17 protein-coding genes are annotated in these 12717 nt (G+C 55.6%); 6 read left to right on the top strand and 11 right to left on the bottom strand.

The window, feature by feature from the left end; translation table 11 throughout:
* Positions 1 to 38: 38 nt before the first annotated feature.
* From iadA to AM329_RS15300, 3 genes are read right to left on the bottom strand one after another with little or no spacing between them, the layout of a single operon-like run.
* Positions 39 to 1202, bottom strand: a complete 1164-nt coding sequence (gene iadA, locus AM329_RS15310; RefSeq protein ID WP_032608343.1) for a beta-aspartyl-peptidase — start codon at positions 1200 to 1202, stop codon at positions 39 to 41.
* A gap of 10 nt (positions 1203 to 1212) precedes the next feature.
* Positions 1213 to 1674, bottom strand: coding sequence for a YjiG family protein (locus AM329_RS15305; protein WP_023315248.1), 462 nt, complete (start codon positions 1672 to 1674; stop codon positions 1213 to 1215).
* Complete coding sequence (locus AM329_RS15300) at positions 1671 to 2318, bottom strand: nucleoside recognition domain-containing protein (RefSeq protein ID WP_022650246.1); 648 nt, start codon at positions 2316 to 2318, stop codon at positions 1671 to 1673. The genes AM329_RS15305 and AM329_RS15300 overlap by 4 nt, the downstream gene beginning before the upstream one ends.
* 233 nt (positions 2319 to 2551) lie before the next feature.
* On the opposite strand from AM329_RS15300, the gene AM329_RS15295 reads away from it, so the two are divergent.
* On the top strand, positions 2552 to 2905 hold the full coding sequence (locus AM329_RS15295) for a DUF4156 domain-containing protein (RefSeq protein ID WP_003855938.1): 354 nt from the start codon (positions 2552 to 2554) through the stop codon (positions 2903 to 2905).
* Positions 2906 to 2970: 65 nt separating this feature from the next.
* Here the strand turns inward: AM329_RS15295 and epmB are convergent, their stop codons facing one another.
* Complete coding sequence (epmB, locus tag AM329_RS15290; protein WP_023315249.1) at positions 2971 to 3999, bottom strand: EF-P beta-lysylation protein EpmB; 1029 nt, start codon at positions 3997 to 3999, stop codon at positions 2971 to 2973.
* Between the two features lie 40 nt (positions 4000 to 4039).
* Between epmB and efp the strand changes: the two genes are divergently transcribed.
* The 3 genes from efp (at position 4040) to ecnB (ending at position 5050) form a co-directional block, all read left to right on the top strand.
* Positions 4040 to 4606 (top strand): elongation factor P, encoded by a 567-nt coding sequence (efp, locus tag AM329_RS15285; protein WP_003855940.1) that lies wholly within the window; start codon positions 4040 to 4042, stop codon positions 4604 to 4606.
* Positions 4607 to 4663: 57 nt separating this feature from the next.
* On the top strand, positions 4664 to 4795 hold the full coding sequence (locus AM329_RS15280) for an entericidin A/B family lipoprotein (RefSeq protein ID WP_006810410.1): 132 nt from the start codon (positions 4664 to 4666) through the stop codon (positions 4793 to 4795).
* 108 nt (positions 4796 to 4903) lie between these two features.
* Complete coding sequence (gene ecnB / locus AM329_RS15275; protein WP_003855942.1) at positions 4904 to 5050, top strand: lipoprotein toxin entericidin B; 147 nt, start codon at positions 4904 to 4906, stop codon at positions 5048 to 5050.
* Between the two features lie 37 nt (positions 5051 to 5087).
* Here the strand turns inward: ecnB and AM329_RS15270 are convergent, their stop codons facing one another.
* Positions 5088 to 5687, bottom strand: coding sequence for a LuxR C-terminal-related transcriptional regulator (locus tag AM329_RS15270; RefSeq protein ID WP_032608345.1), 600 nt, complete (start codon positions 5685 to 5687; stop codon positions 5088 to 5090).
* A 262-nt stretch (positions 5688 to 5949) separates the two neighbouring features.
* Between AM329_RS15270 and sugE the strand changes: the two genes are divergently transcribed.
* Positions 5950 to 6267, top strand: a complete 318-nt coding sequence (gene sugE, locus AM329_RS15265) for a quaternary ammonium compound efflux SMR transporter SugE (protein WP_003855944.1) — start codon at positions 5950 to 5952, stop codon at positions 6265 to 6267.
* Here the strand turns inward: sugE and AM329_RS15260 are convergent.
* Both AM329_RS15260 and AM329_RS15255 read right to left on the bottom strand, forming a co-directional pair.
* On the bottom strand, positions 6264 to 6794 hold the full coding sequence (locus AM329_RS15260; protein ID WP_032608347.1) for a lipocalin family protein: 531 nt from the start codon (positions 6792 to 6794) through the stop codon (positions 6264 to 6266). The genes sugE and AM329_RS15260 overlap by 4 nt on opposite strands.
* 158 nt (positions 6795 to 6952) lie before the next feature.
* Entirely contained in the window at positions 6953 to 8098 is a 1146-nt protein-coding gene (locus AM329_RS15255; protein ID WP_032608349.1) for a cephalosporin-hydrolyzing class C beta-lactamase ACT-45, read from the bottom strand.
* Positions 8099 to 8230: 132 nt separating this feature from the next.
* On the opposite strand from AM329_RS15255, the gene ampR reads away from it, so the two are divergent.
* A complete protein-coding gene (gene ampR / locus AM329_RS15250; RefSeq protein WP_003855952.1) occupies positions 8231 to 9106 on the top strand; it encodes a LysR family transcriptional regulator AmpR in 876 nt (291 codons plus the stop codon).
* A gap of 29 nt (positions 9107 to 9135) precedes the next feature.
* On the opposite strand, the gene frdD is transcribed toward ampR, so the two are convergent.
* The 4 genes from frdD to frdA are packed head-to-tail and all read right to left on the bottom strand — an operon-like array spanning position 9136 to position 12429.
* On the bottom strand, positions 9136 to 9495 hold the full coding sequence (gene frdD, locus AM329_RS15245) for a fumarate reductase subunit FrdD (RefSeq protein ID WP_000609653.1): 360 nt from the start codon (positions 9493 to 9495) through the stop codon (positions 9136 to 9138).
* A 10-nt stretch (positions 9496 to 9505) separates the two neighbouring features.
* The gene (frdC, locus tag AM329_RS15240; protein ID WP_003855953.1) at positions 9506 to 9901 is read right to left on the bottom strand and encodes a fumarate reductase subunit FrdC; all 396 of its coding nucleotides are present in this window, start codon (positions 9899 to 9901) and stop codon (positions 9506 to 9508) included.
* Positions 9902 to 9911: 10 nt separating this feature from the next.
* Positions 9912 to 10646, bottom strand: a complete 735-nt coding sequence (locus tag AM329_RS15235; RefSeq protein ID WP_003855955.1) for a succinate dehydrogenase/fumarate reductase iron-sulfur subunit — start codon at positions 10644 to 10646, stop codon at positions 9912 to 9914.
* Positions 10639 to 12429, bottom strand: a complete 1791-nt coding sequence (gene frdA / locus AM329_RS15230) for a fumarate reductase (quinol) flavoprotein subunit (protein ID WP_032608350.1) — start codon at positions 12427 to 12429, stop codon at positions 10639 to 10641. Before frdA ends, AM329_RS15235 begins: the two co-directional genes overlap by 8 nt.
* Positions 12430 to 12717: the final 288 nt, after the last annotated feature.

The following is a 12717-nucleotide window of genomic DNA, read 5'->3' as shown; positions in this document are numbered from 1 at the left end:
AGCCCCGGGCAGCAATGCCCGGGGTTTTTTATTATCTTCTACTCAAACGTGCCTTTCACGCACACCACGCCTTCACGCACCATCTGGCGGCCTTTCGCCCAGACCTCACGGATCTTCAGGTCATCCGTCAGCACCAGGAAATCGGCATCGCATCTGGGCGCGATCCGCCCTTTATGCTCCAGACCGAGAAACTCCGCCACGTTACGCGTAAATGGCAGAAGTGCCTCCTCCAGAGGCAGGTGATACCGGCCGACCAGCTGCTGTAGCGTATCAAGCAGGGACTCAAAACCCGCCACGCCAATGCCAACAAGATTACCGTTTGCGTCAAAATTCGGCTGGCTGCCGTTGCCATCCGAGCTGAGCGTGAGCCGGTTAAACGGCACCTGCGCGTCACGGGCCGTCGCGATGGCGGTAGCGGCATCAATGGGCTCACTGATGCTGGTGGTGATGTCGATGTACCCCCCTTCGCGAGCATAGTCCAGTGCGGCGTGGAACAGTGCCTGGGCGCGGTTGACGTGGGTTGGCAGCAGCTTCGTGCGAGGCACGTCGGCGTTATTCAGGATGTTAAGCAGTGGCTCCAGCAGTTTAGGGCTGTTGCCGAGGTGAAATACGGATATCCCCGCTTTGGCGCCCAGCAGCCCGCCGACGCGCGACTGGGCGGCCATATTCGCGAGCTGGTCATCTGCCGGTGCGGAAGAGCGATGGTCAGAAATCGCGCATTTCACGCCAATGATTTTATCAATTAGCGCCACATCCTTTTCGATACTGCCAGTGATCGTCGGAGAAGGCAGGCCATACGCGCCTGTCAGCATCCATGCGCTGATCCCTTCATGCTCAAGTGCCCGCGTTTTCGCCAGCAGCGACTCGGGATGGCGGGTCACGCCGTCGGTGCCCAGCAGGCCTACAACGGAGGTGATGCCAGCCGCCACCAGCGCAGACAATCGTACCTCTGGCGTCCGGGTGTGGGGACCGGCTTCACCGCCGCCGCCAATCAGGTGTACATGCTGATCGATAAACCCCGGGCAAACCACCGCTCCGGCGAGATCGCTTTCAGGGCAGTCTGGCCTCATTGTGGCGTGGCCAGCTTTTTCGACTGCGACGATTTTTCCTCCGGCAATCAGCAGATCGCAATGCCCAAGATCCTCGGGAGCGTAAAGCTGCGCATTGCGGAAAAGGTGCGGTTCCAGCACTGAAAAATCCATTTTTATCTCCTCAGAAGAGTAGTTGCATCACCCACATTGAGAGCAGGGCGTTAATGACGCAGACAGCGATGATGTGCGGATAATACTTCGGGTTGACGCCTGCGGTGCCAAGGCAACGGCCCGTGTTTTGCACCGGATTACCCATCAGATAGATGGCGGGCAGCAGGATGGTGGCATCGTGACCGTTGAGCGTGCCGGCAGCGACCAGACTGGCGCAGACCCCCACACCGCCCCCCATGCTCATCACCGAGGCCAGAAGAACCGTTGCCGCCGCACCCGGAAGTCCCCACAGAGCCATGATGGGCTCGCATACCCTGCCGACAATATCCAGCAGGCCGGTTACCTTGAGCGCCTGAATGATAACAAACGCCATGACCACGTTCGGCAGCAGGCTGGTGGTGGCGATGGTAAAGCCGCGGCGGGCGCCATCGATAAACAAGTCCATGATATTTTTACGCGACCGGGCGATCATTTTTCCTCCTGAGCGCAGCGAACTTCCATGTGGGCGATCCACAGTCGCAGAAAGTTCGCGCCAACAAATTTGAACACCAGAATGACGGCAAGCGGCGTGATTACGGGGACGGTAATAAAGGTAAAGAGTGCGGCGCCGGAAGAAAAATAGTTGGTAATAATGGCGCTACCGCTGGTCTGGAAGGTGGCGAAAATGGCGCGCTCATGGTCAGTAATTGCCCCTTCGTTGGTCAACTCTTTGGTCATCCCTGCGGCAGCATCAGTATTTTGCAGGTTGGCGATAAGCGCCAGAGAGCAAATGCCCGGCACGCCGAGCAGCGGGCGCAGAATGGGCGTCATAAGCTGTTGTGCGGCGCGCAGCCCGCCCAGCCCCTCGGTAACGGCAATGATCCCGAGCGATAAAATGACCGAGGGCGCCAGTTCAAGGGCAAACAAAAACCCATCTTTCGCTCCCGTGCCGCCCTCGCCGCGAAACGTCAGCGCACCGTTCACCGGTCCAAAGCTGCCGTTCAGGACGGTAAAATCCAGCACGCGCCACCATTCGGTACTTTTGGCGAAAAAACCTGAGAAAAATACGATGGTGAGCACGAACGCCAGATAGCCCACCCAGGTTACTTTTTCCTCTCCTGAGGATGATGCACTCATGAAACCCCCTTTTTTGAGTCGCGTACAAAAGTTGTACGTCGCATCACTAAAAACGATCGGGGGCTAAAACACGATATCCCAAAGGTTATTATCAGAATTCATTTAAGATGTCGGAGGAGTGCCAGCGGAATCTGGCTCGCAGAAATGCTCAGCATTTTTCTTTTGGTCATCTTTTTAGTATAAGGTTTACACGCGGACAACTACTGTCCAGCTTATTGAAAACGAGGAATAACATGCGCATAAAAGTCTGTGCAGGGATTGTAGGTGCAGCATTGCTGCTGGCGGGTTGTAGCACCAGCAATGAGCTGACGGCAGCGGGCCAGAGCGTTCGCTTTGTGGAAGATAAGCCGGGCAGCGAATGCCAGCTGTTAGGCACCGCCACTGGCGAGCAAAGCAACTGGATGTCGGGGCAGCACGGCGAAGAGGGCGGCTCTATGCGCGGTGCGGCCAATGCCCTGCGTAATCAGGCTGCGGCAATGGGCGGCAACGTGATTTACGGGGTAAGCAGCCCGACGCAGGGGATGCTGTCCAGCTTTGTGCCAACCGCCAGCCAGATGAACGGCCAGGTCTATAAGTGCCCGAACTGATATAACCGTTTGATGGCGCTGCCGCTTTATCTCCAGGGCAGGTAAGCGTAGCGCCACCTGCCTTTTTACTGCTGACGCAGCTGCAAATCCAGCGGCGTCTTACTCGGCTCTCCGCCAATCTCACGTGCCAGCTTCGGCACCATATAACCTGAAACCAGCGTTAACAGCTCGCGCATAATCTTCCGGGCCTCTTCATCTGTCACCATGAAGTGCGCCGCGCCCTGGACGCGATCCAGAACATGCAGGTAATAGGGCATAACGCCCGCATCAAATAAGGCATTGCTGAGATCGGCCAGCACGCGGGCGCTGTCGTTCACGCCGCGCAGTAATACGCTCTGGTTGAGCAGCGTCACGCCTGCCTTTCGCATACGCGCCATTGCCTCACGAAAGTCCGCGTCAATTTCATTCGCGTGGTTGATATGGTTTACCAGCAGCACCTGCAAACGGGACTGCTCCAGGCGCGTGACCAGGGCGTCGGTGATACGCGCCGGGATGACGATCGGTAAACGGCTGTGAATGCGCAGACGCTTAATGTGCGGGATGGTCTCAAGCTGAGTCAGCAGCCAGTCCAGCTCATGATCTTTTGCCATCAGCGGGTCGCCGCCGGAAAAGATGATTTCATCCAGTTCCGGGTGCGCCGTGATGTAGTCCAGCGCCACCTGCCAGTTGCGCTTATTGCCCTGGTTTTCGGCGTACGGGAAGTGGCGACGGAAGCAATAGCGGCAATTTACCGCGCAACCGCCCTTAACCAGCAGCAGGGCACGATTGCGGTATTTATGCAGCAAACCCGGTACGACACTGTTCTGCTCTTGCAGCGGATCGGTGCTGTAGCCGGGGGCGGTAATAAACTCATCCTGAGAGGTAAGCGTTTGTTTTAATAACGGATCATCAGGATTGCCCTTTTCCATTCGGGCAACAAACGCGCGGGGAACGCGCAGGGCGAAAAGGCGTTTCGCCTCACGACCTGCACGCAACGCTTCGTGCTGTTCGAGGTCTAAAAGACGCAGCAATTCATCAGGACTGGTGATTACATCGGCAAGTTGCGATAACCAATCTTCTCTGGACGGGGTGTTTAGGGTTACAATATGCGCCATTTTGTGGCTTAGCTACCAGTTAACAAATTTAGAGGGCCTTATGGCAACGTACTATAGCAACGATTTTCGTGCTGGTCTTAAAATCATGATGGACGGCGAACCGTACGCGGTTGAAGCCAGCGAATTCGTTAAACCAGGTAAAGGCCAGGCATTCGCACGCGTAAAGCTGCGCCGCCTGCTGACCGGTACCCGTGTTGAGAAAACCTTCAAATCTACTGACTCCGCTGAAGGCGCTGATGTTGTCGATATGAACCTGACTTACCTGTACAACGACGGTGAGTTCTGGCACTTCATGAACAACGAAACCTTCGAGCAGCTGTCTGCGGACGCAAAAGCGATTGGTGACAACGCCAAGTGGCTGCTGGATCAGGCTGAGTGCATCGTGACCCTGTGGAACGGTCAGCCTATCGCGGTTACGCCTCCGAACTTCGTTGAGCTGGAAATCGTTGAAACCGATCCAGGTCTGAAAGGTGATACCGCAGGTACTGGCGGCAAGCCTGCCACTCTGTCTACCGGCGCTGTGGTGAAAGTGCCACTGTTCGTACAGATCGGTGAAGTGATCAAAGTGGATACCCGCTCCGGCGAATACGTATCCCGCGTGAAGTAATTTACGTCATGATGTAAGGCGCAGCGCCCGCTGCGCCTGATTTTGCAGGCAGGGAAGATGAAACGTACCGTTAAAATTCTGCTTCTGTTAGCGCTCTCCAGCGCAATTCTCTCCGGTTGCAACACCGCGCGTGGCGTGGGTGAAGATATCCAGGATCTTGGCCATATCATTTCCCATGCGGCCAGCTAATTCCGTCTAATTTTCCTAAAAATTCTTCCTTTTCCGTCAAACGACAAGATCTTGTCTATTCTTAAGTTGCTATACACAAAATAACTTTGGCTATAAAAGGAAGATATTATGGTTAAGAAAACAATTGCAGCGATCTTTTCTGTTCTGGTGCTTTCTTCGGTACTGACTGCATGTAACACCACCCGTGGCGTAGGGGAAGATATCTCCGACGGTGGTAACGCGATTTCTGGCGCAGCAACTAAAGCTCAGAACTAATGAAAGCGACGGTACGGCAGGTCATTTCACCGTACCGTCAATTCTCCACTTCCTGTAGCGATAAAAACGGGGAGTAGCGCGTATCCATATGTAGCTTCATGCGGATATTGCGTTTGTACGTGTACACCGTTTTTCCGTTAATGCGCAGATTGCTGGCAATTTTCTGGTTGCTCGCGCCATCCATCCACAGGCTAAGAACTCTCTCTTCCTGACGCGTCAGTAACGGTGCCGCCATCTCCGGAAGCTCCGCGCTTGCGCATAACGTTAGCGCGTCATTTATCACCGCCGCTAGTTTTTCCAGATCGGTATTTTTGGAAAGAGAAGACCATATCGGGAACTGCGCCAGATAATCTGTCATCTCTTGCTCCTGGCCTGATTGCAGCATAATAAATGGCAATGTTTCGCTGGCAATCAGCAGGGAGGATAGCTGCTGAAAATGGTGTAAATCCTGCCGGAAGCCAGATAAATCAGCGATGACCAGCGCAGGTTTCCATTGCAGGATATGCTCTCTGGCGAGGAAAAGATTATTTACCCCGGTTACGACGAAATGACCCGAAAACAGGTCTGAATGATTGACCCAGGCTTCAAATCCCGTGCGGGTGAAGTGACAACGGTCAATCAAAAGAATTTTAAACATAAAATTTTCGCAGTCGGCTAGTGGTTTGGCTTCCTGCCATCAGAAAGCCTATCATCATAGAGAAGTCGGATGAGTCATAAATGCCTGAACTCCGTGTCTTACTGAGGCTATTTCTTGCCTTAACATGTTCAGCAGAAAAAGTTTGAAAAAAAATTCCATGCTAACCAAAATATAAGGCGCAACCTCAGCCTTGCGGGACGACCCGTAAGCGCTTCATTCATCGGGGACGGCCCCAACTTGTCGTTAAGTTAAGGAGCCTGATATGTCCTGGATCGTTCTTGTTATTGCCGGTTTGCTCGAAGTGGTATGGGCAATTGGCCTGAAATATACCCATGGTTTTACCCGCCTGACGCCCAGCGTCATCACTATCGCCGCAATGATTGTCAGTATCGTCATGTTGTCATGGGCGATGCGAAGCTTGCCAGTCGGAACGGCTTACGCTGTCTGGACGGGAATTGGCGCGGTAGGGGCTGCCATTACCGGTATTCTGCTGCTGGGGGAGTCTGCGAGCCTGGCGCGCATCGCCAGCCTCGCGTTAATCGTCGCGGGTATCATCGGGTTAAAACTCAGTACCCACTAATGCGGCTGTTTTACCCAGAGTAATTTCGTCACGTCAAACCCTTGCCGGGTCGCTATGTCCAGCATCTGCTGTTTCATTTCCGCCGGGATCGTTGGCGTGCGGGAGAGGATCCACAGATAGTTGCGATCCGGCCCACACACCAGCGCATGGCGGTACTCTCTGTCCAGCGCAATGACGTTATACCCGCCGTAGAATGGGCCGATGAAAGAGACTTTCATGGCCGCGCGGTTAGACGCGCTGGTGAAATAGGCCTGACCAACTGACTGCTGCCACATCTGGCGATCCGGGTTATAGCCGCGGTTAATGACCCGGATCCCGCCGTCATCCATCGCGCTGTAGTTGACCGTGACTTTTTCTAAGCCCCGTTCGAACTGATGGTCCATTCGGGCGATTTCATACCAGGTGCCGAGGAAGCGCTGTGCGTCGAAATTACTGACTACCGTGACGCCAGGCGGAGGAGTAGGGGAACTGCAAGCAACCACTAAAAACGCGGCTGTTACTGCGGCAATAACAGGCAGAATGCGCATAGGAGTTTCCTTACTGTTTTTTGTTAAGTGTAGATGACAGCAGGGAAAATGCGGGAGATTGTGTAGGGTGTTTTGCCGGGTGGCGGCTTCGCCTTACCCGGCCTACAAAGTTCACGCGTTGTGTAGGCCGGGTAAGCGCAGCGCCACCCGGCAATGTTTTACTGAAGCGCCTTGAGGATATGGTATGCCGCCTCAACGCGTGCCGGGTTCGGATAGCTTTTATTCGCGAGCATCACAATACCGATCTGCTTTTCAGGAATAAAGGCCACGTAGCTGCCAAACCCGCCAGTAGAACCCGTTTTATGGACCCAGGACGCTTTGACCGGGGGAGCCGGTGGATTCACTTCTGCCACGGGTAACGGCGCCAGCGCTACCTTACTGTCGCTGCCTTCGACCACCGTGTTGGCCTCCACGGGCCAGTTGAGCATCTCCCAGCCCAGACCCTGATACATTGACCCGATACGCCAGTAGCGCGACTGCGCCAGCGCGATGCCCTGCTTAAGTGAGGCATCGGCAACCTTTTCCGGCGCCATGTTTGCCATGACCCAGTTCGCCATATCCTGCACGTTGGTTTTCACGCCATAGGCTTGTGCATCCAGCGTTCCCGGCGAAACGCGCACCGCTTTACCGTCACGATAGCCCCAGGCGTAATGCGCCTCTTCCGCTTTCGGAACGTTAATCCAGGTATGGTCCAGCTTGAGCGGCTTAAGGACCCGCGTCGTCATGGCCTGCTCATAGGGCATGCCGGAAGGTTTGACCGCCAGCGCACCAAAAAGACCGATGCTGGCGTTGGCGTAAAGACGCGTTGTGCCAGGCTTCCACTGCGGCTGCCAGTTTTGATAAAAGCGCAGCAGGGAGGCGTTATCCGTGACCTCATCCGGTACCTGTAGCGGCAGGCCGCCAGCGGTGTAGGTGGCGAGATCCAGCATACGAATACCCTGCCACTGCTTGCCCGTCAGCTGTGGCCAGTATCTGGTCACCGGATCGTCCAGCGAAATTTCACCGCGAGCAATGGCATCCCCACCTAAAACGCCGGTGAAGGTTTTACTTATAGAACCCAGCTCGAACAGGGTCTGAGGCGTAACGGGTTTATTCGCCGCGATATCGGCCTTGCCAAACGTGTAATAGTGCGGTTTTCCCTGATAAATAACGGCCACCGCCATGCCTGGAACAGACTGGGCTTTCATCAGCGGGGTAACCGTATTCGCGACCACCTCCGCCAGCTGTTTTTCTGATACTGGCGCGGCGAGAGCAGAGCAAGAGAGGCCCAGCAGCAGGGCGCAGCAAAGGGATTTTTTCATCATCAGTAATCTTCCGTAATAGCGAGTCAAGGGGGTGTCCGGGCCCATCAGACAGGCGTAGTCTGTTGGATTTGACTGTGCCTGACAAACGGTTAAATTTAGCATTAGCTGTTAATTTTTCTAACGGAAGAGACCATGACGCGAAGCTATCTCCCCCTCAATTCGCTTCGAGCTTTTGAAGCCGCCGCGAGACATCTCAGCTTTACGCATGCGGCCATTGAGCTGAACGTGACCCATTCAGCCATTAGCCAGCATGTGAAAACGCTGGAGCAGCACCTGAACTGTCAGCTGTTCGTTCGCGTGTCGCGCGGGCTGATGTTGACTACCGAGGGTGAAAATTTACTGCCGGTGCTGAATGATTCTTTCGATCGTATAGCCGGAATGCTGGATCGCTTCGCTAACCATCGTGCGCAGGAGAAGCTGAAAATCGGCGTGGTGGGTACATTTGCCACCGGGGTTTTATTCTCGCAGCTGGAGGATTTTCGCCGTGGCTATCCGCACATCGATCTTCAGCTTTCCACCCATAACAACCGCGTTGATCCGGCTGCTGAAGGGCTTGACTATACGATCCGCTACGGTGGCGGGGCGTGGCACGGCACCGAGGCTGAATTCCTTTGTCATGCGCCGCTCGCGCCGCTGTGTACGCCCGATATCGCCGCCAGTCTGCACAGTCCGGCCGACATCCTCAGGTTTACGCTGCTGCGCTCTTACCGACGCGATGAATGGACCGCGTGGATGCAGGCGGCCGGCGAGCATCCCCCTTCGCCAACGCACCGCGTGATGGTATTTGATTCGTCCGTGACCATGCTGGAGGCCGCTCAGGCAGGGGTGGGCATTGCCATTGCGCCTGTCGATATGTTTACCCATCTGTTAGCCAGCGAGCGCATTGTACAGCCCTTTGCGACGCAGATTGAGCTCGGCAGTTACTGGCTGACCCGATTGCAGTCCCGGGCAGAAACGCCAGCCATGCGCGAATTTTCCCGGTGGCTGGTGGAGAAGATGAAAAAGTAAAAAGCCCGCCGGATGGCGGGCCTGTTCAGTCAGATGGTGACCACGGCAATCAACGTGACGACCGTCAGAATGGTCGCCAGACCGTAGAAGACCCATTTACCGCTTGGCACATGGATTTTCAGATCGTGCATCGCATGGTGGATACGGTGCAGACCACACCACAGCGGCAGGACGATCATCAGGAAGATGAACACGCGGCCAATAAAGCTGCTCGCAAAGGCCAGTACGCGCTCATAGCTCAGCGCATCGCCCGGGAACAACCCCAGCGGCAGCATGATCCCGACCAGCAGGATAATGACCGGGGCAATAATGGCGCTCCACATGCCGCCTGCGCCAAACAGCCCCCAGAAAACCGGCTCGTCTGAACGTTTAGGATTTGGATTGATCACAGTAGTCTCCTTACCAAAACAGTGCGACAAACAGAATGACCACAGAGACAACTGCTGTCACTGCCCAGAGCCCTTTAATGACCGGCTCTGGCCCCATTTTTTCGCCTTTTACAATGATGTTCGCTGCTTTTGGCGCCAGTTCAAACCAGGTTTTGGTATGAAGCAGCGCGGCGGCGAGCACAATCAGGTTCAGTACTACGATGATTGGGTTTTGCAGGAAGCCCACAAAACTGGCCCAGGCTTCCGGGCCGTGCTTGAGGGCATACACCCCGTACATCAGTTCGAGGCTGAACCAGACCGCGGGAACTGCCGTGCCTTCACGCAGCATATAGAAGCGATAAAACGGCAGTTTTTTCCACCAGGTGGACGGCATTGGTCGCACGTAGGCTTTGCGTTTAGTCGTCATCATGCACTCCTTAGCGTGGTTTCAGGGTAGCGATAAGAAAGTCTTTCGAGCTTTCCACCTTACCCTGCTGAATGGCGGCGGCCGGGTCGACATGCTTCGGACAGACTTCGGAGCAGTAACCGACAAACGTGCAGGTCCAGACCCCGTTCTGGCTGTTCAACTGGGCCATACGTTCTTTTTTGCCGTGGTCGCGGCTGTCTTCGTTATAGCGGTGCGCCAGGGTAATGGCGGCCGGGCCGATAAACTCAGGGTTCAGGCCAAACTGTGGACAGGCGGCGTAGCACAGGCCGCAGTTGATGCAGCCGGAGAACTGATGGTATTTCGCCATCTGCGCGGGCGTCTGAGTGTTTGGCCCCTGATCCGGTGTGCGCGGGTTGCCGATGATGTACGGCTTAATCGCTTCGAGGCTTTCGATAAAGTGGGTCATGTCGACCACCAGATCGCGCTCAATCGGGAAATTGCCCAGCGCTTCAACCTTGATGCCTTTGGTGTAATCACGCAGGAAGGTTTTACACGCCAGCTTTGGCACCTTGTTGACCATCATGCCGCAGGAGCCGCAAATTGCCATGCGGCAGGACCAGCGGTAGCTCAGGTCTGGGGCCAGGTTATCTTTGATATAGCCGAGCGCATCCAGCAGGGAGGTTTGCTCGTCGTAAGGGACTTCATAGAAAGCGCTATGCGGCGCGGCGTCCACTTCCGGATTGTAGCGCACCACTTCAACTTTCAGTTTTTGCATCTCAGCCATTCGCCTTCTCCTTCTTATCGGCGGCTTCTGCTTCTGCACCGTACACGCGTTTCGCCGGTGGCAGCGTGGTGATTTTCACGTCGCTGTAGTCCAGACGGGTGGTGCCATCCGCATCGCGCCAGGCGAGAGTGTGTTTAAGGAAATTGACGTCGTCACGTTCAGTGCAGCCCTCATCCAGACGCTGGTGCGCGCCGCGGGACTCTTTACGCGCCAGGGCTGAATGGGCCATACATTCTGCGACGTTCAGGCCGTGGCCCAGTTCAATGGTATAAAGCAGATCGGTATTGAAGACGCTGGAAGTGTCGGTGATACGCACGCGCTTGAAGCGCTCCTGCAACTCCGCCAGCTTATCGACGGTTTTCTGCATCAGCTCTGGCGTACGGTAGATCCCGCAGCCTTCTTCCATCGACAGCCCCATTTCGTCGCGGATCTTCGACCAGTTTTCGTTACCTTCCTGGTTCACCAGGTCTTTCAGGCGTTTTTCGACGTCTGCAACCTGCGCATCCAGCGCCGCGCTGTTAGCTTCACCTGCCGTTGCGGCACGCTCCACCGCACGTTCGCCCGCCATGCGACCAAAGACCACCAGCTCAGCCAGCGAGTTCGAGCCCAGACGGTTTGCGCCGTGCAGACCGACGGAGGAACACTCGCCCACCGCAAACAGCCCTTTGATGCGGGTTTCGCACTGCTGATCGGTTTCGATGCCGCCCATGGTGTAGTGCGCGGTTGGACGCACCGGGATCGGTTCTTTCATCGGATCGACGCCCACATACGCTTTCGCCAGCTCGCAGATAAACGGCAGACGCTCCAGCAGTTTCTTCTCGCCGAGATGACGCAGGTCGAGATGCACCACGTCGCCGCGCGGCGTTGAGATGGTGTTGCCTTTGCGCCACTCGTGCCAGAAAGCCTGAGAGACTTTGTCGCGAGGGCCGAGTTCCATGTATTTGTTTTTCGGCTCGCCAAGTGGGGTTTCCGGACCCATGCCGTAATCCTGCAAATAGCGATAGCCGTTTTTGTTGACCAGAATTCCGCCTTCGCCGCGGCAGCCTTCCGTCATCAGTATGCCGGAGCCCGGCAGGCCGGTTGGGTGATACTGGACGAACTCCATATCACGCAGCGGGACGCCGTGGCTGAGCGCCATGCCCATACCGTCACCGGTGACGATGCCGCCGTTGGTGTTGTAGCGGTATACGCGGCCCGCGCCGCCCGTTGCCATCACCACCGCATTAGCGCGGATCTGGACAAGCGTGCCTTCCATCATGTTCATCGCCACCAGTCCGCGCGCATGACCGTCGTCGACCAGAATGTCGAGAACGAAATGTTCGTCAAAGCGCTGGATTTGTGGGAACTGGAGGGAGGTCTGGAACAGGGTGTGCAGCATGTGGAAGCCGGTCTTATCGGCGGCAAACCAGGTGCGTTCGATCTTCATGCCACCGAAGCGGCGGACGTTGACGCTCCCGTCCGGACGGCGGCTCCACGGGCATCCCCACTGTTCCAGCTGGGTCATCTCCGTTGGGCAATGGTGCACGAAGTAATCAACGACATCCTGTTCGCAAAGCCAGTCGCCCCCTGCAACCGTGTCGTGGAAATGGTATTCGAAGCTGTCATGATCCTGCGCGACGGCAGCGGATCCTCCTTCTGCGGCTACCGTGTGGCTGCGCATCGGATAGACTTTTGAAATCAATGCGATTTTAGCGTTCGGATTGGCTTGTGCCGCAGCAATTGCAGCGCGTAATCCAGCCCCGCCAGCGCCTATTACGGCAAGATCGGCTTGAAAAGTTTGCACGACATTCCTCCAGATTTTTGTTTTCCCGCAACGCGATGAGCTAAAGGACGTTCACCTGCCCGAACGGGCGATTGCGGAAGCGATTCCACTGCTCCTTTATGGGTAAAACAGTATAACCGCGTAGAAGGGAGGGAAATTTGACGTGTTCGATTTTTTTGCTGTTCTGTGCGGTGATTTATCATTGTGATTAATGAATGGCGTCACAGTATTTCTCTGTGCAATGAAAAGGGACTTTTACTGTGCAAAATTTGTCTCTGCCCCGGCTTACGAGTAGACTTCGTGCCCTTG

Source organism: Enterobacter cloacae complex sp. AR_0002 (assembly GCF_001922365.1).
Lineage (GTDB): Bacteria > Pseudomonadota > Gammaproteobacteria > Enterobacterales > Enterobacteriaceae > Enterobacter > Enterobacter hormaechei_C.
This window is presented reverse-complemented; position numbering and strand designations above follow the sequence as displayed.